Origin of the sequence: Streptomyces sp. NPDC127106 (assembly GCF_042677605.1) — a bacterium.
Lineage (GTDB): Bacteria > Actinomycetota > Actinomycetes > Streptomycetales > Streptomycetaceae > Streptomyces.
Map to the genome: position 1 here is coordinate 37,715 of NZ_JBHXTC010000021.1, position 20,199 is coordinate 57,913.

Genomic DNA, 20,199 nt, shown 5'->3' on the forward strand with positions numbered 1-20,199 from the left:
TTTTTTCTTTTTTTATTTTTGGGGCGCCCCGCGCGGCGGGGGGGGGGGGGCGGGGGGGCCCCCCGGGGGGGGGGGGGGGGCCCCGCCCCCCCCCCCCCCCCGTCGGTGAGGTGCGGTGCGGTGCGGCGAGCAGTGGGCGCGGTGCGGTTACGGCTGGCCGTACCCGTCCAGGAAGTTGCCGATCCGCGTCACCGCGTCCGCGAGGTCCGTCGCGTTCGGCAGGGTCACGATGCGGAAGTGGTCCGGCTCGGTCCAGTTGAAGCCCGTACCGTGCACCACCATGATCTTCTCGGCCCGCAGCAGGTCCAGGACCATCTGCCGGTCGTCCTTGATCTTGTAGACGGCCGGGTCGAGCTTCGGGAACAGGTACAGCGCCCCCTTCGGCTTCACGCAGGTGATGCCGGGGATCTGGGTGAGCAGGTCGTACGCGGTGTCCCGCTGCTCCAGCAGCCGGCCGCCGGGCAGCACCAGGTCCTCGATGGACTGCCGGCCGCCCAGGGCCGTCGCCACGGCGTGCTGCGAGGGCATGTTCGCGCACAGGCGCATGTTGGCCAGGATCGTCAGGCCCTCGATGTAGGACGCGGCGTGCTTCTTCGGGCCGCAGACCGCCATCCAGCCGGCGCGGTAGCCGGCGACGCGGTAGTTCTTGGAGAGCCCGTTGAAGGTGAGGGTCAGCAGGTCCGGGGCGATCGCGGCGGTGTTGGTGTGCGTGGCGCCGTCGTACAGGATCCGGTCGTAGATCTCGTCCGAGCAGACGATCAGGTTGTGGCGGCGCGCGATGTCGGTGAGGCCCCGCAGCATCTCGTCGTCGTAGACGGCGCCGGTCGGGTTGTTCGGGTTGATGATGACGATCGCGCGGGTGCGGTCGGTGACCTTGCGCTCGATGTCGGCCAGGTCCGGCATCCAGTCGGACTGCTCGTCGCAGCGGTAGTGCACGGCGGTGCCGCCGGCCAGCGACACGGCGGCCGTCCACAGCGGGTAGTCCGGGGCGGGGACGAGCACCTCGTCGCCGTCGTCGAGCAGCGCCTGCATCGCCATCTGGATCAGCTCGGAGACGCCGTTGCCGAGGTAGATGTCCTCGACGTCCAGCTCGATGCCCTTGGTCTGGTAGTGCTGCACCACCGCGCGGCGCGCCGAGAGCAGCCCCTTCGCGTCCCCGTAGCCGTGGGCGCTGCCCAGGTTGCGGAGCATGTCCTCAAGGATCTCCGGCGGGCACTCGAAGCCGAAGGCCGCGGGGTTGCCGGTGTTGAGCTTGAGGATGCGATGACCTGCTGCTTCGAGCCGCATCGCCTCTTCGAGGACGGGGCCGCGGATCTCGTAGCAGACATTGGCGAGCTTCGTTGACTGGATCACCTGCATATCTGGAGCTTACGGGGCTGGGGGGTGGGTGGCGGAGGAATTCATCCCGCAGGAGGATGGCCGAAATGCCGGTTTTCCGTGATGGGTGGGTGTCGGTGCGGTCCACCCTTGGAAACGCGGGTCGGGATGCTGCTCCACCTACGGAATCCGTAGGGCTGTGCCTGGGGGCGGGGTAGCGGTGTTGCGCTCGTCACTTACCGAGGGGTGGGGCGCGCCGGGCGTGCCGGCCGAGTGCCTTGGCTGGGTGCGCTGGCTGAGTACGCCAGCTGAGTACGCGGGCTCATGCGCCCCGGCGGCGTGGTGGCGGAGGCTGGTCGTCCGGGGCGGGGGGGCGTGCGGGCGTGCGTGCGTGCGTGCGGCACGGCGGGGCGGAGAGGTAGAGAGGCGGAGCGGTGGATTTCTCGGTCGGCGACATGACGATCACGACGGTGGGTACGGACGGCGACGACCGGGCGATCGAGTTCCTGGTACGGCCGCACCGGCTGGGCCGCGGTCCCGGGACCTTCGTGGACGGGCGTTTCGCGATCTACCGCGAGCACGGCCGCGGCTGGGAGGACGCCCGCCTCGCCCTCGACCCGGCGTCCGGCAGCGTCCCGATAGCGGCGGTGGAATGGGCGGTGGAGTTCGCCCGCGAGTACCTCTGACGATCCTGTCAGCGGTCCACCGGCAGCAGCTTCTTGATCGCTGCGATGGCGGCTTGAGGTTCGTCGGCGTGGCAGCGGACGGTGTGAACCTCCGTGCGTCGCCCCAACAGACTCACGACGGTGACTGGTTGGGTCAGCTCGATGGTGATCGAGGTCTGCGACGCGATGGCCACGTCCAGCACACCGTCCTCGGACTTGTTCGCGTCTGGGAAGCGGAGGTCGTAACGGGCGGACGCGATCCGTTCCAGAGGTATCCGCAGATCGAGCCGTGCACCGCGCCGTATCCGCAGCTCGCCCGGCCCCACGACGTGTGGGCGTGTGACGGCGGCGGCGTGCAGCCCCAAGACCATGAGCACCGTGTAGAGGTCGAGGACCAGCATGACCAGGTGGATGTCCGGATACTCGGCGAGCAAGAAGGACACCCCGACCGTCTCGACCACGAACACGAAGACCATCCCGTACGCCATCGCCGCCTGAGCGCGTGCGTACCCGACGGCGATGTCCGCTTCTCCGACCCCGTGCGAGCGCCGAACCATCCACAGCCCGAGGCTCGTCATCCACCGCCCCTCGTGTGCCGCCAGCCGTCGCGTCTGTGTGATGAATTCCTTGATCCCCATGTGCCTCAGTGAATCAGAGGGGCCTCTCAAATCCTCCCCAGGCCGAAATACCTCTGATTTGGGGTGGGGTGGGGCGAGGTGGGGGCGGAGGCGTGGGGGGCGGGATGCCCGTCGGGGGGGCGGTGGGGTGTCCGGGGTTTCCCGGCAGCCCATTGTCCTTCCGGTTCGGGCCGGCCTGAAAAGGGCGCTCCTCCTTCGTCGTCGCGTCGCTTGCGCGATGGCCTTCGGCCACCCTTGACAGGCCGACCCGCCCCGGAATGCCAACAGACTGCCGGGAAGCCCCCGAAGGATGGCCAGGGGGCACGAGAGGCAGGAACGGCCCCGTCAGAGCAGCAGGGGCGGGCTGCGCGTTGCCGGGGCGTCGTGCGGCCGGGACGACCACCAGAGCCGCCCCCGCACCGGGGCCCGGCCCGGCCTATGTGGCCCTGAAGAGGTTTGCGGGGGGCAGGTTTCGGTAGGTGGCGGCGTTGTCGGTGGTCCCGCTTACGGTGGGGGCATGACGCCGCTGACACCGCTGAGGATCATTGCCGGGGACGCGACGAGTCCGCAGGCCAAGGGGCCGAAGATCATCGCGCACGTCTGCAACGACATCGGCGGCTGGGGCAAGGGCTTCGTCCTGGCCCTGTCGAAGCGCTGGCCGGAGCCCGAGGCAGACTTCCGGGCCTGGCACCGCGGCCGGGCGAAGAACGACTTCGGGCTGGGCGCGGTCCGGCTGGTCCGGGTCAAGGACGACACCTGGGTCGCCAACATGGTCGGCCAGCGCGGCATACGCACCGGCAGCGCGGGCGTCCCGATCCGCTACGACGCCCTGGAACGCTGCCTGGTCGCCCTTGCCGACCACGCCGTCGAGCTGGGCGCCTCGGTCCACATGCCGCGGATCGGCTGCGGGCTGGCGGGCGGCAAGTGGTCCCGCGTCGAGCCGATGGTCGTGCAGGCGCTGTCGGCGCGGGGCGTGGCGGTGACCGTGTACGACCGGGGTTGACGCCCACTGAGCCGTTCGGGCGAGGGCGGAACGATTCGGCGCGGCCAGGCAGTGACCTGCGGTACGAGGCACCGGAAAGGTGGTTCCTGCACGTTGTTGCTCCTTGTGAAGGGAACCCTTCCATGCGTCTTCGCAATGCCGCCGTCGCAGCGTTCGGTGCACTGGCCCTTGTCCTGACGATCCCCACGTCCGCCGTCGCCGCCACGGGCGAGTTCACGTACGTCTACTCCGGCCTCGACGGCAGCCCGCAGGTGGGCGTCCTGGAGAACCCGGTGAGCGGTGAGTGCTTCACCCTGCCCGAGGTGGCCGACCCGGGTGCCAGCAGCCCCGCCCACACGCCGCGCAACCGCACCACCTCCACGGCGACGGTCTTCACCGAGCCGGACTGCGAGGGCGACTGGTTCACCTTGCGGCCGATCACCGGACGCGGCTCCGAGCGGCTGAAGCTGCGGTCCGTCGTCTTCAGCTGATCCGGTCCAGGAACGCCCGCCAGGCCTCGGCGGGGACGGCGAACGTTGGCCCGCCCTCGCCGAGCTTGGAGTCACGGACGTGGACGGTGTGGGGGCAGGCCGCCACCTCGACGCAGATTCCGCCCTCTTCGTTGCTATACGTCGACTTGTGCCAGTTCAGTGCCACCTCTATGCAGTTGCTGCCTACTTCGTCGCTGTAGCTCGACTTGAACCACGCCAGTCGATTGCTGCTCACAGTTCCTCCGCCACGCGCTTGATGAACTCGGCTGAGTCCGTGGCGCTGAGGGCATCCGCGCGAATCACCCCATGCGACAGACTCAACTCGCTGACCTTCTCTGGAGACGTGTGCATCGCACTCGTGCTCTGCCCTTCGCACCATGCCCATGTCTGGTGCTCCGGGGTCTCCAGAAGGATCAGTGATCCTCGAAGAGCAGGAGCAGAAGCGCGCCCCTGTGGCAGCACTTGCACGGCAACGTTGCGCGCGTCGGCCCGTTCGATCAGGTGGTACAACTGTCGGCGCATGACTTCCGGACCGCCGACACCCGTTCGCAGAGCAGCTTCGTAGATGATGAACCCGTAGTGAGTCGTCACGCGGCGGGCCATTGCTGCTTGTCGGGCAAGGCGAAATCGCACCCGCTCTTCAATCGTTTCGTCATCTGCCGGTGGGCAGGCCTGGCTCATGAGGGCCCGCATGTACCCCTCGGATTGCAGCAGGCCGGGAATGAACAGCGGCTCGTATGAGTGGAGAGCGAGGCAATCGGCCTCGGTGGCCATGAACTCAGGGACCAGATTCGGGTACGGATCGGGCTTCATGTAGTCGGCGCCGGCCGCCAGTTTGCCTCCGGCGCCGAACATCGAGTCCGCGATCTGGAGCAGGTGGAGGGTCGGGCGGCGGCGGCCCTGTTCCATCGACTTCACGTACTCCGCGGCGTAGCCGGCCTCCTCGGCCAGTTCTTCGCGGGATTTGCGCGCTTCCGTGCGCCACAGCTTGATCTGGTTGCCGCCGTACCGCCATGCCTCGCTCATCGTGCCCCGCCCCTCGGCCTGCCGTTGCTCGCCCGGCCCATACCCGGGCGGGGAGACCCCGGACCGTCGATCACACGATCGAGTGTCAAGTTGGCCGAAGGGCTGCAGGAGGACTCAACTCCGTGCGTGGAGCGCCTTCGTCAGGACGCCGCCGATGACGATCAGGGCAACGCCCAGCCACCACACGTTGGCGTCGAAGACCAGGACCGCGATCCCGACCGGTACGAGGAGGCCGGCGACCGGGAGCAGCAGTGAGGCGCGGTTCGGGGGTTCGCGGCCCAGGCCCTTCTCCTCGCGGGCGGCGCGGGCGCGTACGACGTCCGGGTACCAAGCGGTGAACCGGAGGGCGGCGACGATCGCCAGGATCGGGATGATCCAGTTGGTCCACATGTTGTCCGGGCTGCGCAGGATCAGGTCGCCGATGAGCCCGGACAGGCCGGCCACCAGGAAGGCCAGGCCCCATACCCCCGTGATCATGTAGTTGGTCCGGAGGAAGGCGGGCGTGTGCCAGATGGCCGGGTCGGTCTGTTCGCGGGCGTACTGGAGCGTGAACGGCATCCGTACGACCATCGAGCCGAACGCGATCGTGGCGAGGGTGAAGTTCGCGACCTCGCCCGCGTACGTCTCCAGCCAGTCGAGCGTGCCCTCGCTCGCCAGGACCCCGATGACGGTCATCAGGGCGAAGAACACCACGTCGGCCAGTTCGAGCAGCTTCCACGAGCTGCCCCGGTTGACCACGCGGCCGAGGATGACGACGACGACCGCTGCGGCCAGGGAGAGCCCGACCGCGAGCTCGAACCGCCCGGGGCCGACCAGCAGGGAGAACAGGATCCACGGCGACATCCCCACGACCGGGTTCTCCAGGAACGCGGACAGGGGGTTGACGGCCTTGCTGTTTGCCTCGGCGCGCACCCTTCCAGCCTGCCCGCCCCCGGCTCGGCCGGCCATTCGGGAGCGCGAGGCCCGTATCGGGGCCGGGTACCGCGGGGGTACACGGCTCCCGTCTCCGGGGCCGTGTCTCGTCGGGACGCGGGCAGGGCGGGAGGGTGCGGATCATGGACCACACCTTCGAGTACCGCTTCGTCCGGAGCCCCCGCAGCGTCCGCCTGGCGCGGGCCCTGTTCACCCAGCAGGTCCGGGAGTGGAAGCTCCCCGAGGACACGGTGGAGACCGCCGTGCTGCTCGTCAGCGAGCTGATGACGAACGCCTGCCGGCACGCCCGGGTGCCCGTCGGGCGCGAGGTGTGGATGCGGGGCGGGTGGTGCGGCGAGCGGCTGCGGGTGGAGTTCCTCGACGCGGACCGGTCCCTGCCCGCGCCCCGCGACGCCGCGCCCGAGGACGAGGCCGGGCGCGGGCTCGCGATCGTCGCCGCGCTGGCCGCCGAGTGGGGCGCGTACCCGCGGGACTGCGGCATCGGCAAGGTGGTGTGGTTCGAGCTGCCCACCGGGGGCGGGAGTCAGTAGCCTGCGGTGTTGAGGAGCCGGTTGGGGGTGTTGTAGCTGAGGCGGGTCAGGATGTCCTTCGTCGACCGCTGCTCCAGGAAGCCGGCCACCTGGGCCGGGGTCTCGTCGGGGTGCGCCGCCTTGTAGAGGGCGGCGACGCCCGTGACGTGCGGGGCGGCCATCGAGGTGCCGTCCAGGGCCACGCTGCCGCCGGACAGGCGGGCGGAGACGATCTCCTCGCCGGGTGCGAAGAGGTCCACGCACTGGCCGAAGTTGGAGAAGTCCGTCTCCCGGTCGGAGCGGTCGGTCGCCGCCACCGTCACCGCGCGCGCCGCGGAGGCGGGGGAGACGTTGCAGGCGTCCTGCGCCTCGTTGCCGGCCGCGAAGACGGGGAGGACGCCCGCGTCGAAGAGCGCGTCGGCCGCGGCGTTGACGGCGGTGGACCGCCCGCCGCCCAGGGAGCCGTTGAGGACGGCGGGCTGCTTGGCGTTCTCCGCGACCCAGTCGAGGGCCGCGATGATCCCGGAGTACGAGCCCTTGCCGTCGCAGCCGAGGACCCGGACGCTGACCAGGTTCACCTTCGGGGCCACCCCGTACGTACGGCCGCCGACCGTGCCCGCGACGTGCGTGCCGTGGCCGTGGCAGTCCAGGCCGCCCCGGCCGTCGCCGACGGCGTCGAAGCCGGCCTTGGCACGGCCCCCGAACTCGCTGTGCGCGAAGTCGATGCCGGTGTCGAGGATGTACGCGGTCGCGCCGGCGCCGTTGCCCTGGACGGTGAACGCGTTGTCCAACGGCAGCTGTTCCTGGTCGATGCGGTCCAGCCCCCAGGAGGTGGCCGCGACCCGGGGCGCGGGCGCGGTGGCGGCCGGGACGGGCGGGGCGGTCAGGGCCGCGTCCTCCTCCACGGAGGTCACGCCCGGCAGCACCCGGATCGCCTTGAGCTGGGAGGCGGTCAGCGGCGCGGCGAATCCGCGCATCGTCTTGGAGTACGTGAACGACGGCTTCACGCCCGCCACCGCGGCGACCGCTGCCGGGTCGGCGGTCTTGTCGAGGGAGACGATGTACTGGCCGGGGATGGCGTTCGCGGAGGTGTGCAGTGGTGCGGGGACGGGCTCGGGGGTGTCGGCGGTGGCCGTGCCGCCGACCGTGGCGGGGGCCAGGGCGAGCAGGGCGGCAGCGGCGGTCGACAAGGGCGCGAGCAGGCGCATGGGCGGGGGCTCCTGGGGGTGTTCGGAAGGCCGTCACGAGCGGGCCGCGGCCCCGCCGGACACGGCGTCGGGCGCGCTGCCCTTCCCTGCATCGGTGGCTGCGCGGGCCCGACTTGAACGGCCCGCTCCGTTCGGCCGAGGGGCGGGGTGGAGGCGGGACAACGGGGGCGTGCGGGCCAGGGAAACGATTCGCCATGCCTGCGGCGGGTCTTGTCGCCGTCCGGCTCCTGCCCGCGGGGTTCCGGGGCGGGCGGTGAATCCACCCGTACGGCGGTGCCGCGGCCCGGGGCGCACTCCGGTGTGTGCTCCCGGAGACCGCCGCCGCGCCGCGGGACGTCGTTGACCCGGACCGGCCGGGCGTGATCGCCTCGCCCCATGCGCACCAGCCTCGGGCGTGCCCTCCCGGCGGCGTTCGCCGCCGCCCTGGCCGCCGTAGCCGCCACCGCCCTGCCCGCCACCGCCGGCGCCCCGGCGGGCCCCGCAGCCCGCGAAGTCCGCGAGATCCGCGAGATGCGTACGGTCCCTGCCGCCCCGGCGGCCGACTGGCCCACGTACATCGTCACCGTCGACCGTTCCCTCGATCCGGCCGCCGTGGCGGAGCGGGTAGAGGGCGTCCACCCGCTCCACATCTACCGCGACACCCTGAACGGCTTCGCCGCCCGCCTCGACCCGGACCAGCTTGAATCCCTCGCATCGATGCCGGACGTCGAATCGATCGAGGAGGACGCCACCGCCTCGGCAGACGGGTAGCCCAACGACGCTACGGTCGGCACGGAGCTACCCCGGTTTCCACTGGCGAAGGCCTCAGATGGTCATGTCCACCCAGGCTCCTGCCTTCTTGATTCCTCGGTTGCTCTTGAGTTCCGGATACTTTGCCGCCAGGTCAGTCAGTACCTTCGTCAGAATGGGCGCCCTGCTTGAATGAACTGCTGCTGTGTCACCTACTCAACCCCTTCCGTGTACTTGGAGCTGATCTTGACCGACTCCCCAGATGGCGTCACGTAGATTTCATCAGTCATTCCGGCAAACTCGATCCGCCCAGGCTTGCCCATCGCCACGGAGTGGCCGACGGAGAAGAACTCCACAGCGAAATCGAGGATCTGCACCAACCGCCTATGGATGGTAGGGAAGCTTGAAGCCGAGTTCCCGTGCGGCATCCTCGTACGTCGAGATCATCTCCGAAATAGTGTCGGTGATCTCATTCAACGGAAACCGGGCCTCTTCGAGGTCGCCGGCAGCTAGATAGTCGGTCAATTCCTTCACGGTTTCCTGGAGGATTTTCAGCGAATCCCCCTGGATTGCTACTGCAGGTGAGTTTCTGCTCGGGATCTGAATCACGGCGTAGTTCCCAGAGACTGCCAGTATAGGGCCGATGGCTTCGTGCTGATTCACTGAGCCCTCCGAGGGTGGAACGTAATGTGCGGCTCTGTATCGACGAGAGGCCCAGTGAAGATATCTTGGCGCCTCCCTCTACCCAGGGACACGTCTGCTGTCGGGAGCGAACTCGAAATCCTACTTTTCGTTCGGCTGTTTATTCCAGTGATCACATAGTCCCAGTCCGATTCAGCATGGTAGCCATCAGGGTTGGTAGCGGACCGAGGCCCCTTGGCCCGACTTCCAACTACCGAGATCGTTACGCCACGACTGTCTGCAGCATTCTGAATTCGCTTGATTTCAGATATCGTCAACCCCTCCAAAACTGCGCCGTTTGCCACAGTTGGGCCACAGTTATGGACCAGGACGGGAGTTGCCCCCGCCAGTACATAGTACGTGTGGAAGTCGGCGACGGTGAGGTTGTAGGTCTCGTTGTTGGCCTGATAGGTGCGGACCTGGGCGACGGCTACGGTGCTCCCTTCGTCAGTGCGAAGGGTGGTGCCCGGCCTGAGGTCTCCCGCATCCTTCCAGGTTCGATCAGATTCAGACCAGAAGGGGTGATGATCAGTTGTGGTGATGGTTTTGATGCCGTCGGCGGTCTGGATGCTGACGTCGACGTACTTCTTATCTTCCGCGGTGAAGATCGTGGCGGTCACCGTTTTTGCCAACGTTTCCCCGGTTTCGGGGTCGGTGGCCGTGATCTCGTCCCCGGTGGCCAATTCATCGATCGGCTTGCTGGTTCCGTCTGCGAGAAGGACTTCGGTACCTGCCGTGAAACTGTTTTTGCAGCCGGAGCCGGCGACCTTCCCTGCGTTTCCAGGTTTTCCGCCAGCAGTCGAAAGGAGACCTCCCGGGGGTGCCGTGCCGCCCCCCTCGTAGAGGCCGACGTCCTCCGCAGCGCCCTGCAGGTGATCTCCGAGGTAGTCCTCGGGGTTGCAGCCCTTCTTCTTCATTTGCTCGCATGCGCTGAGCAATGCGGAGGCCTTGATCCGCCAGTCTTGTGCCTCTGTCAGATCGCCGAGCCCGTCTGCCCGTTTGCGATATTCAGTGCGGTAAATCTCGAAGAATTCTTGAGTGTTTTGCTTAGGGAGGACGACAGTCTTTCCCTTCGGGCCCTGCATCAGGGGCTCCGAAGGCGCAGGCTTCCAACGCCTTGGCGCGGGCTTCGTCCTGGAGCTGTTGTAGTCGCCCCAGATCGGCCGAGGCCGGTCTTCGTGATCGACTGGAAGGACGTCGTCGCGGGGATTGTAGTGCCCTCCGCAGTGGCCGTTCAGGCAGTCGGTTTCGATCAGGCCCGTCGGGTCGCTGAGGTTGATCGGGTTGTTGCTGGAGTAGGCGTACCCGTTCATCTGCGTCGGGTTGGTGATGTCGATGACGGGGTCGACGGAAATGAAGCGCCCTGTGGCCGAGTCGTATTCGCGGGCGCCGATGTGGGTGAGGCCGGTGTTGGCGTCGTCGACCCCGGTGCCGAGGAAGCCGCGGTTACCGGGCCAGCTGCCGGGCTGGGTGCCACGGGGGTTGCCGTACGGGTCGGACTTGCGGCGGGTGACCGTCTGGCCGGCGCTTTGGTCGATGGTGGCCGTCGCGGTGCCGTGGTGGTCGGCGAGCTGGACGCTGAGCTGGTGGTTGTGCGGCTTGCCTCCAGTGCGCCGGACAGTGGTGTTGTTGGGGCCGCTGTAGTAACGGACGGCGTCGAGGGCCTGACCGGCCTTGTTGACGGTGACCTCGGTGTCACCCAGATAGAGGGTGCGGGAGCTGCCGGTTTCCTCGATGAGGCGGTTGCCCGATGCGTCGTAGATGTAGGTGGTCGTGGTGTCGAAGGTGAACTGCTGGGGTCCGGTCGAGTCGCAGGACCCCAGCTGGAGGTCACCGCCGTCGGCGGCGTTGTCGGGGACGCCGACGCACTGGTTGGTCGCCGGGTTGTTCAGCGACTTGTCGCTGGCGCGGTAGACGAACTTCTGCTTGTCGCTGCCGTCACAGGTAGCCAGGACCAGCTTGCTGCCGCTGGTGGTGAGGCACTTGTCCAGGGCCCGGACCGTGTTGTCGGTCAGGCGCCACTGCTGCGCTTTGGTCGTGTTGCAGGGATATATCTGAACGGGAGTGCCGTCGGCGGTGCCTGCGCCTTCGACATCCACGCACTTGCCCGACGCTCCGATGAGGGAGACGGCTCCGATGCCGGGACTCGTGGCCGAGGTGAGCTTGCCCCGGCGGTCCCAGTTCAGGGTCTGGGCGTCGCCGCCGATGCGCCGGGACTTCGTGTTGCCGGAAGCGTCGTACTCGTAAGTGGAGAGCGAGACGACAGTGGAGCCCGGGTCGCGGGTGGTCTTCTCGGCCTTCGCGAGTGCGTGGGGCTGGGTCTTGACCGGCGGCTGGGCGCCGCCGGCGATGGCGACGCCGTAGGTGTAGGTGGTCTCGTCGTCCAGCGCGCTGTTGGTCAGGTCGCGGTTGATGAGCTTGGTGCGGTTGCCGATGGCATCGAACTGGTATTCCTGCCAGAAGCCGTCACCGTCCGGGCCGGGGGTGACGTCGGCGAGGCTGGGGCCGGTGCAGGCCGTGGTCTTGCCGGTCCAGGCCTTGGTCAGCTGGCCCATCGGGTCGTACGCGAAGCACTGGCGATCGGTTCGGCCGCCCGGCTGTTCGTCGGCCATGGCCGTGATGTTCCCGGCCGGATCGTAGGCGTAGGAGACATCGCTGATGCGGTTGGGTGCGGTCTCGCGGTCGCTGATCCGGTTGGTGACCTGCCCGGTGTTCGGGTTGTAGTGGATGGTGGTCCAGACCCGATTGGGTGCGTTGCCCGACGCGGTGCGCAGGACGTTGCCGTAGGGGCTGTACTTGATGTCGGCGGTGTACCAGGCAAGGCCCGAAAGGCTCTGCGGCATGCCGTCGGCGTCGTAGCGGGTGATCAGCTTCTCCGCCGCCAGGCCACCTGGGGTGGCCGGCAGGGTGGTCGACTGGACCTTGCCGGTCGGAGTGTAGGTGGTGCTGGAGGCGTAGGTGCCGGCCAGGCCCTTCGTCGCCGGCACGTCGGGGATCGTGATCTTGGATCCGGTGGGCCGGTACTCGGCGTCGTAGCCGGTGACCTCGCTCTTGTACGCCGCTCCGCCCTCGTACCTGGTGGACGAAACGGCTTGCCCCTTGGCGCCGGGCAGGGAGTCGAAGGTGTAGGAGGCGACGAGCGGACCGTCGGCCGCATTGTCACGCAGCTCGGTCATCCGGCCGAGGGCGTCGTAGTTCGTGTGCTGGATGCGGCCGCTGGAGTCCTTCGCCCAGATCTGCTGGTCGAGGTTGTTGTAGCCGAACTCCGAACGTCCGGTGTCCGGGTCCTCGGAGTAGGTCTTGCGGCCTCGCGCGTCGTAGCCGTACCTCCAGCTGTTGCCTGCCGCGTCGGTGACCTGGCTGAGCTTGTTGCGGAGGTCGTAGGTGTACGAGGTGCGGTTCCAGGTCGTCAGGTCCGTGGAAGTGGCGTGCTCGACGGCCGAGGTGCGCCCCAACGGGTCGGTCCAGGTCTTGGACGCGCTGCTGCCCTTGAGAGGGGTCGTGCCGTCCACGGACATTGCCGAGCGGGTGAGGGTGAAGTCTCCGCCGTACTCCACCGTGGAGGAGTACTGGGGTACGTCCGCATGACGGGTGGTGGACCGGACGGCCCGGCCCAGGCCGTCGTAGGCCACCTCGGTGGAGTTGGGAACCGCGAAGACACTTTCCGGAACGAAGATCTTCTTCGATGGCGTGCCCTCGGCGTAGTAGCCGTTGTTGGACCGGCGTACCGAGCCGTTGGCGCTGTAGAGGGTGTCGGTGATCAGCCTTCCGCCGCCCAGGGCCTCGCGCTGGCTCTGGCGCGGGCGCAGCAGCCCGTCGTAGATCGCGACGGTCTGCGTGTAGGTGCCGTCGTCCTGGAGGACGCTGCTGGTGACAGCAGGGGGCTCGTGCTCCGTGATCTGGTACGTGAAGGTGTAGGCGGCCTTGTCCTTGCCGGGATTCTGTGAAGGTGTCCAGACAGCAGCTGAGCGCCCGAGGTTGTCGTAGGCGGTCGTGACCTTGCGGCCGTTGGTGTCCTTCGCCTCCAGCGCGCTGCCGCGGCCCGGATCCGTCTTGGTGGTAGCGGTGTGGCCAAGGACGTTGGTCACGGTGACGGAGAAGGCGGTTCCCGTGGCGGGACTGAACGAAGACGACGTGGGGTTGCCCGCAGCGTCGTAGACCTTGACGGATCGTCCCAGAGCGTCGTACTCGATGCGCGCCGACGTCACCCACCCCGTACCTGCGCTGTCAACGGTGTCGGCTTGGTGGACGAGACCCTTCACAGGCGCCGCGCCAAAGGCGTTGAGGGCGTCGTATGAGGTTCGGGTGTCGCTGAGGACCGTCGCCGTTGGGCTGTGTGCACAGTCACCGGCGGTTATGCGGGCGCGCTGGGGCAGGCCGATCAGGTACTTGTCGGTGTTGTGGACGTAGCTGGTTGTCGTACAGGTCTGTTCGCCGGTGGACCAACTGCTTCCGTTGTGTGTCAGAGCATCGACCTGTGTGGCAGTGATGAGTCCGTAGTCGGCCTCGTAGGTCCGGAGCGTGCGGACCATTCGGGACTTTCCGCCGCTGATGACCTGGATCTCGTCGGACCGGGACGGCCCTTGGCGGTAGGCCTCCAGTGGGGTGTTGCCTTCTCGTGGACGGGATGCGGTCTTCTGACTCCAGGGCCATGTCAGCGCGCGGGAGGTGACGCTGCCGTCCGCCTTCGTGTAGGTGATCGACTCTGCGGCCATGCCCTGGAACTGCGGTAGATCCTCGCCAAGGTCCTCGGTCCCGGTGGAGTCCTTCAGCGTGATCTTCGGGCGGCCTGCATCGCCGGACATACCGCGGAAGTAGCGGACACGCTTCTGCGACTCTTCCGTCGCGTCGGCCTTACCCACGTTGGACGTGACGCCTTGCTTCGTTACCACGCTTCCGTAGCCGCGCCACTGGCTGTAGGTACGCAGCTCAGGCCGGGTGAACTCGTCGGTGTCCTTGGCCCAGGCGGCGTTGCCCTCGTAGGTGTAGGTGGTGGTGACGTCAGGCTGGCGTGCGACGCGATCCTTCTCGGTCACCTTGTCGACGACGTACTTGTTGAACCACTCCAGCGGGGGCTTCTCCAAACCACGGTCCGGGGACCAGTGGACCGGATAGCAGCGGGTGGTGTTCTCCTCGGGCTTCGGGTGCGTGGCGCCGACCGGACACGGCGAGGAGTAGGCGACGGATATCTCGCCGCCCGTCTCGGTGCGGATGGTTTCCACACGGAGGCGGTCGAAGTCAGGAGTCGCGTCGGTGGCGCTGGTCGCGACTCGGTTGGGCATGTCCTTGACGTTCGCGAGGAAGGACACCGGTGGGAGCGAGGTGCTCAGCTGGTTGCCGGCACTGTCCTTGGCGGTTCCGTAGCCGGTGCGGGTGATGGACTCCAGCCACAGCGGAGGGTGGGTGTCGGTACGCTGCTTGGGGAACGATTGTTGGAGCGTCCAGCGATCCACCAGGGAGAGCGCGGTCGAGCCCTCGGTGCGCTGGGCGTAGGTGGTGACCGAGGTCAGCCGCTTGCGGGTCCAAAAGGTCGGTGAGGCGGTGTAGCAGTCCTTGGCGCTCGGCTTGCAGTAGAGCGTGGAGGGGGTGTCCCACCAAGGCTGCTTGTCACCGTAGTTGTTGGCGTCGAACGCCGCATCGGAGCAATCTGTGGTGCCTTCCTTGATGCAACGCTCAGAGACGGTGAACTCGACCTTGCCGGCCGGAGCACCTCCCAGGGCACCGGCACGCAGTCCATAGGTGATCTGCGTGGGGTATCCGCCACGGACGTACGGGACCTTGGCTTTGAACTTCTCGTTCTTGGCGTAGTGGTTGACCTCCTTGGCCCAGTCGATGACCATCGCGTTGCCATGGATGTCTTCGACGTAGTCGAGGTTCCATCGCCATCCCTGGTCACAGGAAGACTCCGCGAAGGAGGCCTGGTAGCAAGGTTCACCGGGGTGGTTGCCGAACACTGGCGTGGTGAAGACCGAGTTCGTCACACCTCGGCTCCCAGGCCCATCGAGGTCGTGTCGGCCGAAGAAGTACCTGGTTCCGTCACGCGTGGTGACGACCCAGTATTCACCGTCCTTCGCGCCGTTGGCGACGGTGCTGTCCGTCTTGCGTTCGACTCTGGAGCCGTCATCGACAGCAGGGATCCACTGACCGCTGGCGGAGTCCCGGACGAGCTCGGTCGATCCCCCACCCAGCGACATGGCCACGCTATCGCCGGCCCAGCAGAGGTCGCTCTTCTTCTTGTCGGTGGTGTTGTCGTTGTTGGGCCGGGACGGGTTCGCCTTGAGGTCGTCATCGCACGGCCGGTAGCGGCGTTCGATGAATCCTGGGGTGTAGTCCCAGCCGTCACCGACCCACGATGCCTGACCGTTGGCGACGGAGGTCTTGCCGTCGACCGCCTGGGAGGAATACGAGAAGGCGATCTTTGGAGCCGGGCCTGCTGGCGGAGCCGGCACGGTCAGCGGATACGACCATCCGAAACCGCCACCGCTGCTGCCCGCCGTCCACCGGCCGGACGAGGACAGCGACGTGGCCTTGTACGTGCCGCCCGCGCCAGAGGCGCCGTCGGAGGCGGCCAGGACCATCGGCCCGCCGCCCCCGACCGCCATCGTGCGCATGCCCTGGCCCGGTGCGGTGGCCGGGTCGACGGTCGCGCGGACGGTACCCGTCGCCGGATCGTTCCTGCTGGGTACGGCCTTGGTCGCGGAGCACTCGGGAAGGTCCGGGGTGGTCAGGAAGCACGCCGGGAGCATCTTGAGCTCCAGGCGGGAGGACCACTCGGTGCCGAACAGGTCCTTGAACTGCTTGTAGTCCAGCTGGACGTCCACGGGGGTGGCGCCGGCCGCCGGCGGTGTGACCTTGATGAGTGCGCCGTCGACGTTCGCCGCTTCGGTCGCGGTGCGGGTCTCGACCGCCACCGACCAGGTACCCGACGGAGCCGGCGGCGCCGGGTTGCTCTCGGTCGGCGAAGCCTTGCCGATGCTGACCGGCAGCGAGCCGGCCTGGACGAGCTGGTCCCCGCTCAGGGCAACGTTCACCGTGCCTGCGGCCGGCGGCGTGACCTTCGCGGGCTCGTACCCGGCCGGTGGTTGAGCCGGTGCTCCGGCCCAACCTTCGAGCTTGGCCGCCTCGACCTTGTCGAGCTTGGCCTTGAGGTCTTCTTGAAGGCCCGGCAACTGGACGCCTGTGCGGTCGCCCGGTGGTGCCGCCCAGGCCTGAACGGGCAGAAGAGATGCGACTAGCACCACGGATACGGTGATGCCGGTGCGCCCGGCCAGGCGCGCGCGCAGAGCGCGAGCCCGTCTGTTTCCGGGCAGGCGAAAACTGTCCGCCGAAAACGGCGATATGTTGGAACCCCCCACGCTCTGCCGTCACGGCAAGAGCGCACGCGCGGCAGGATACTGACAAATGGTCAGCCGATTCTCTGGTCCCAGAAGCCGAAAAAGCCACCATTCAATATCTGCATGTGGCCTTAATCACTTTATCATCAGCAAATAACGGGATGGATTTCCTGAAAGCCCCAAAAATGGGGCACTGCTGTGCGCTATCGGGGAGTGACGATCAGCTTCGGATGGCTCATGCTCAGCTCGCACGTCCATCGCGTGGGGAGCGAGCGGCAGGTGGGCCGCTCACGCCGCGGGGCGACGCCCAACCATCAGTGAGCACCGAGGGCTGCGGAGGCACGCGCCCGAGGGGGGAGTGAAAGAACCATGGCTGTGAGCGATCCCGTGGACGAAAGTCCCCCGACAGCCGAAGCGGTTGCACGGGGCCTTGCCCCGACCCGGCGTTGGTACAGACGGCGGAAGACCATGGGCGGACTGGCGGCTCTGCTCGCCGTGGCGGTGGCGGTCCCCGTCGGCGTGCAGCTGGGCGGGGGGGGGGGGGCAGAAGCCCACAACTTCACCGGACGGCGACGCGGGCGGCAGGGCGGTCGCCGTGCCCGAAGCTCGGAAGTCGGCGGCAGCGAGCGGCAAAGAGGTGGAGGTCACCGCTGAGCGCAGCGCCAACACCACCACCTGGGCGCTGCCCGACGGCACGTTCAAGAAGCGTGTCTCCAGTGCCGCGGTCCGCGCGTACGTGGGCGGCCAGTGGAAGCCGGTCGACACCCGTCTGGAGCGGGTGGATGGAGGCTATGCAGCCAAGGCGGTCAACGGCCGGGTCGTCTTCAGCGCCGGTTCCGCAAGTCAGGGCGGGGGCGAGGGGCGGGCCTCGCGCAGTACGGCGCGTGCTGCTGTGACTGCGGATGCGCCGGGGCAGGTGTGGAGCGAGCTGGTCCGCCTCAACACGAACGGTCACGAGATGGTCGTCAGCTGGCCCGGTGCACTGCCGGCGCCGGTGGTCGACGGGCCCAGGGCGCTGTACGAGAACATCCGGCCCGGCATCGACTTGCTGATGACCGCCCAGGACGGCGGCTACTCGCAATTGCTGGTGGTCAAGGACAGGCAAGCCGCCTCCGACCCGATGCTGCAGGAGCTGAACACCCGGCTGACCTCGCCCGACCTGACGTTCCAGCTGGACCCGGAATCGGGCGCCCTCAGCGCCCGCAACGCCAAGGGTGAGGAGATAGCCGGCTCGCCCTCCCCCCTGATGTGGGACTCGTCCGGCAAGGTCGCCGCCACCGATGGTGTCCCCGACGTGAAGCCCGGCCAGGCCGCAAAGGAGCATCCGACGCTCGGCCTGCCGGGCATCGCCGGGGCCGAGGGCGCCCACCTCGCGATGGCCAAGGCGTCCTTCGCCAACGGAACCCTGTCGCTGAGGTCGGACTCCACGCTCCTCAACGCTGCCGACACCGTCTATCCCGTGTTCGTGGACCCCTCCTTCAAGGGACACAAGCAGGCCTGGTCGCTGCTCTACGAGACGGCCGGCAGCTCCAGCTTCTACAACGGCCAGAACTACAACGCGAGCGGCACGAACGAAGCCCGGGTGGGATACGAATCCACCACTGGCGGCACGTCGCGGTCCGTTTTCAACTTCGACTTCGGCAGTGAGCTCCACGGGGCCGGCATCCGCTCGGCCAGTGTCCGCGCCCTGCAGACGTACTCGTGGTCGTGCGACCGCAAGGCCATGGACATCTACTCGACGCCGTACGTGACGTCGTCGAGCACGTGGAACAACACGACGGACTGGTGGGGCAAGAAGGTCGCCACCGAGACCGCGGGCTACGGATACAACAGCTCCTGCCCGGACAACTGGGTCGCGCCCGACATCACGGGCCTGGTCAAGGAGGCGGCCAACGGCCGCTGGAGCGCGCTCTCGCTGGGTTTCAAGGCACCGAACGAGTCGGACTCGTACTACTGGAAGAAGTTCATCGCCAACGGTGAGACCGCTCCGTACATCGAGATCGTCTACAACACCCCGCCCGACACCCCGGTCGCCGCGAACATGAGCACCTCACCCGGCGGCGCCTGCCTCACCAACGAGAACGGGGCGAGCATCGGCAAGACGAACGTGACCTTCCAGGTCAAGGGCACGGACCGCGACGGCAACCTCAAGGGTGTCCAGATCGAGGTGTGGGACGCGGCCAGCGGCCAGCACGTACACAACGAATGGCTCTCCCCCGACAGCGACGGCGTGGTCACCCGGGAAGTTCCCTGGGACAAGTTCACCTCGGGCAGGAAGTACTACTGGCTCTCGCGCACCTACGACTGGGACGGATGGGGCTCGCCCGGCAGCGGCCCCCTGGACTCCGGAGGCGGCGGTTGGTGCACCTTCACCGTCGACCACACAGCCCCGGCCTCTCCCGCCGTCAGCTCCGCCCACTTCCCCGCGCCCGGCCCCGACGCCACCGAGTGGAGCGTCAACCCGGCAGGCACGAAGGACCAGGTCATCGAGGTCCGCGGAAACGGCACGCCGGCCGCGGACATCCGCGAGTACCAGTGGAGCCTGAACCGCCCCCTCTACGACCAGAAGGCCGTCCCCGCCGACAACGACCTCGCGCAACTCAAGGTGCAGGCCGACATCGCGGGCCCCAACATGCTCTACGTCCGCGCGGTCAACAAGGCCGGGAACGTCTCGACTCCGACCGAGTACCTCTTCTACGTCCGACCGCGGGCAGGCATCGACAAGCCCGGCGACGTCACCGGCGACGGCTTCCCGGACCTCCTCGCCATCGACGCGGCAGGAAACCTGCGCACCTACGCAGGCGACCGGCAGGGCGACACCGACGCCTACATCCCCGGTGCCGTCGAGAACGGCAAGCCCGTCGCCAACGGCTACTGGAAGGACCCTGCCACCGGCAAGCCCGCGCTGATCGGGCACTCCACCGACTGGTTCCCCGGCGACGGCATCACCGACCTGATCGCCCGGATGCCCGACGGGAAGATGTACCTCTACCCGGGCACCGGCACCGGCCAGTTCGACGTCGGCCGCCGCACCGAAATGATCCTCCCGCTCAGCGCCCCCAACCCTGCCGCGCTCCGGCAGATCGTCGTGACCGAAGACGTCGACGGCGACGGGCTCGGGGACATGTTCGCACTCGACGACGACGGATTCTGGTTCTTCTCCGGCTACACCGGTTCCAGCTTCTCCTCCTACCGCAAGCTGGCCGCGGGCTGGGCCGCCCGCGACATCGTCGGAGTCCGCGACGTCTCCGGCGACAAGGTTCCCGACCTGCTGTTCCGCGACAACTCCAACGCCGACCGCACCCTCGCCCTGCGCAAGGGCAAGCCCGGCGCCAACGGCGGAGCCGACATCGCCTCGCTGCAGTCCGCGGCCAACTCCGACGGCGGCACCGACATCACCTACGCCACCAAGGGCTGGGGCAGGACCGCCTTCCCCCTGGTCCTCGGCACACCCGACGCGAACGGCGACGGGATCCCCGACATCTGGGGCGTGAACGCCGCGACCGGCCACCAGTACCTCTACGCAGGAGGCGCCACCGTCGTAGGCGGCGCCATCGGCCGCGACGAAGACGGCTGGAACAGCTTCCTCACCATCGGATAACCAACCCAGCCACCGCACCATGCACCCACACGGCGGGCGGGCCCCGCCAAACACCCCGCCGGCCGCCCGCGGGCGTGATGCGCCCCCCCCGCGCCGCCACCACCCC

The 20,199-nt window shown here is 68.0% G+C and carries 15 protein-coding genes; 6 read left to right on the forward strand and 9 right to left on the reverse strand.

Annotated elements, in window-relative coordinates:
• Positions 1-147 precede the first annotated feature (147 nt).
• The gene (locus ACFVGY_RS19210; RefSeq protein ID WP_385678578.1) at positions 148-1,359 is read right to left on the reverse strand and encodes a pyridoxal phosphate-dependent aminotransferase; all 1,212 of its coding nucleotides are present in this window, start codon (positions 1,357-1,359) and stop codon (positions 148-150) included.
• 413 nt (positions 1,360-1,772) lie between these two features.
• On the opposite strand from ACFVGY_RS19210, the gene ACFVGY_RS19215 reads away from it, so the two are divergent.
• The gene (locus ACFVGY_RS19215) at positions 1,773-2,003 is read left to right on the forward strand and encodes a hypothetical protein (RefSeq protein WP_360624797.1); all 231 of its coding nucleotides are present in this window, start codon (positions 1,773-1,775) and stop codon (positions 2,001-2,003) included.
• A gap of 8 nt (positions 2,004-2,011) precedes the next feature.
• Here the strand turns inward: ACFVGY_RS19215 and ACFVGY_RS19220 are convergent, their stop codons facing one another.
• Complete coding sequence (locus ACFVGY_RS19220; RefSeq protein WP_385678581.1) at positions 2,012-2,620, reverse strand: hypothetical protein; 609 nt, start codon at positions 2,618-2,620, stop codon at positions 2,012-2,014.
• 496 nt (positions 2,621-3,116) lie between these two features.
• Between ACFVGY_RS19220 and ACFVGY_RS19225 the strand changes: the two genes are divergently transcribed.
• Positions 3,117-3,602, forward strand: a complete 486-nt coding sequence (locus ACFVGY_RS19225) for a macro domain-containing protein (protein ID WP_385678584.1) — start codon at positions 3,117-3,119, stop codon at positions 3,600-3,602.
• Between the two features lie 122 nt (positions 3,603-3,724).
• A complete protein-coding gene (locus tag ACFVGY_RS19230) occupies positions 3,725-4,072 on the forward strand; it encodes a hypothetical protein (RefSeq protein WP_385678586.1) in 348 nt (115 codons plus the stop codon).
• On the opposite strand, the gene ACFVGY_RS19235 is transcribed toward ACFVGY_RS19230, so the two are convergent.
• From ACFVGY_RS19235 to ACFVGY_RS19245, 3 genes are all read right to left on the reverse strand, one after another.
• Positions 4,065-4,307, reverse strand: a complete 243-nt coding sequence (locus ACFVGY_RS19235; protein ID WP_385678589.1) for a DUF397 domain-containing protein — start codon at positions 4,305-4,307, stop codon at positions 4,065-4,067. The genes ACFVGY_RS19230 and ACFVGY_RS19235 overlap by 8 nt on opposite strands.
• The gene (locus tag ACFVGY_RS19240; RefSeq protein WP_385678592.1) at positions 4,304-5,098 is read right to left on the reverse strand and encodes a helix-turn-helix domain-containing protein; all 795 of its coding nucleotides are present in this window, start codon (positions 5,096-5,098) and stop codon (positions 4,304-4,306) included. The genes ACFVGY_RS19235 and ACFVGY_RS19240 overlap by 4 nt, the downstream gene beginning before the upstream one ends.
• Positions 5,099-5,212: 114 nt before the next feature.
• Entirely contained in the window at positions 5,213-6,010 is a 798-nt protein-coding gene (locus tag ACFVGY_RS19245; protein WP_385678594.1) for a hypothetical protein, read from the reverse strand.
• Between the two features lie 143 nt (positions 6,011-6,153).
• Between ACFVGY_RS19245 and ACFVGY_RS19250 the strand changes: the two genes are divergently transcribed.
• Positions 6,154-6,561, forward strand: coding sequence for an ATP-binding protein (locus ACFVGY_RS19250; protein ID WP_385678597.1), 408 nt, complete (start codon positions 6,154-6,156; stop codon positions 6,559-6,561).
• Here the strand turns inward: ACFVGY_RS19250 and ACFVGY_RS19255 are convergent.
• On the reverse strand, positions 6,555-7,748 hold the full coding sequence (locus ACFVGY_RS19255; RefSeq protein ID WP_385678599.1) for a S8 family serine peptidase: 1,194 nt from the start codon (positions 7,746-7,748) through the stop codon (positions 6,555-6,557). The genes ACFVGY_RS19250 and ACFVGY_RS19255 overlap by 7 nt on opposite strands.
• A gap of 375 nt (positions 7,749-8,123) precedes the next feature.
• Between ACFVGY_RS19255 and ACFVGY_RS19260 the strand changes: the two genes are divergently transcribed.
• Entirely contained in the window at positions 8,124-8,498 is a 375-nt protein-coding gene (locus ACFVGY_RS19260; protein ID WP_385678602.1) for a protease inhibitor I9 family protein, read from the forward strand.
• A 191-nt stretch (positions 8,499-8,689) separates the two neighbouring features.
• Here ACFVGY_RS19260 and ACFVGY_RS19265 read toward each other — a convergent pair whose 3' ends face one another.
• The 3 genes from ACFVGY_RS19265 to ACFVGY_RS19275 are packed head-to-tail and all read right to left on the reverse strand — an operon-like array spanning position 8,690 to position 16,399.
• Positions 8,690-8,857: a hypothetical protein gene (locus tag ACFVGY_RS19265; RefSeq protein WP_385678604.1), complete on the reverse strand. Its 168-nt coding sequence runs from the start codon at positions 8,855-8,857 to the stop codon at positions 8,690-8,692.
• Between the two features lie 4 nt (positions 8,858-8,861).
• Positions 8,862-9,140 (reverse strand): DUF6959 family protein, encoded by a 279-nt coding sequence (locus tag ACFVGY_RS19270; protein ID WP_385678606.1) that lies wholly within the window; start codon positions 9,138-9,140, stop codon positions 8,862-8,864.
• Complete coding sequence (locus ACFVGY_RS19275; RefSeq protein WP_385678609.1) at positions 9,137-16,399, reverse strand: ricin-type beta-trefoil lectin domain protein; 7,263 nt, start codon at positions 16,397-16,399, stop codon at positions 9,137-9,139. Before ACFVGY_RS19275 ends, ACFVGY_RS19270 begins: the two co-directional genes overlap by 4 nt.
• Before the next feature lie 688 nt (positions 16,400-17,087).
• Between ACFVGY_RS19275 and ACFVGY_RS19280 the strand changes: the two genes are divergently transcribed.
• Positions 17,088-20,093 carry a DNRLRE domain-containing protein gene (locus ACFVGY_RS19280; protein ID WP_385678612.1) on the forward strand — a complete coding sequence of 1,002 codons (3,006 nt, stop codon included), beginning with the start codon at positions 17,088-17,090 and terminating at the stop codon, positions 20,091-20,093.
• The last annotated feature ends 106 nt before the right edge of the window (positions 20,094-20,199 follow it).

What these genes read in the sequence shown, in the direction of transcription:
- ACFVGY_RS19210 (WP_385678578.1), bottom strand. Translation starts at nt 1,359, where the DNA reads ATGCAGGTGATCCAGTCAACGAAGCTCGCCAATGTCTGCTACGAGATC.
- ACFVGY_RS19215 (WP_360624797.1), top strand. Translation starts at nt 1,773, where the DNA reads ATGACGATCACGACGGTGGGTACGGACGGCGACGACCGGGCGATCGAG.
- ACFVGY_RS19220 (WP_385678581.1), bottom strand. Translation starts at nt 2,620, where the DNA reads ATGGGGATCAAGGAATTCATCACACAGACGCGACGGCTGGCGGCACAC.
- ACFVGY_RS19225 (WP_385678584.1), top strand. Translation starts at nt 3,117, where the DNA reads ATGACGCCGCTGACACCGCTGAGGATCATTGCCGGGGACGCGACGAGT.
- ACFVGY_RS19230 (WP_385678586.1), top strand. Translation starts at nt 3,725, where the DNA reads ATGCGTCTTCGCAATGCCGCCGTCGCAGCGTTCGGTGCACTGGCCCTT.
- ACFVGY_RS19240 (WP_385678592.1), bottom strand. Translation starts at nt 5,098, where the DNA reads ATGAGCGAGGCATGGCGGTACGGCGGCAACCAGATCAAGCTGTGGCGC.
- ACFVGY_RS19250 (WP_385678597.1), top strand. Translation starts at nt 6,154, where the DNA reads ATGGACCACACCTTCGAGTACCGCTTCGTCCGGAGCCCCCGCAGCGTC.
- ACFVGY_RS19255 (WP_385678599.1), bottom strand. Translation starts at nt 7,748, where the DNA reads ATGCGCCTGCTCGCGCCCTTGTCGACCGCCGCTGCCGCCCTGCTCGCC.
- ACFVGY_RS19260 (WP_385678602.1), top strand. Translation starts at nt 8,124, where the DNA reads ATGCGCACCAGCCTCGGGCGTGCCCTCCCGGCGGCGTTCGCCGCCGCC.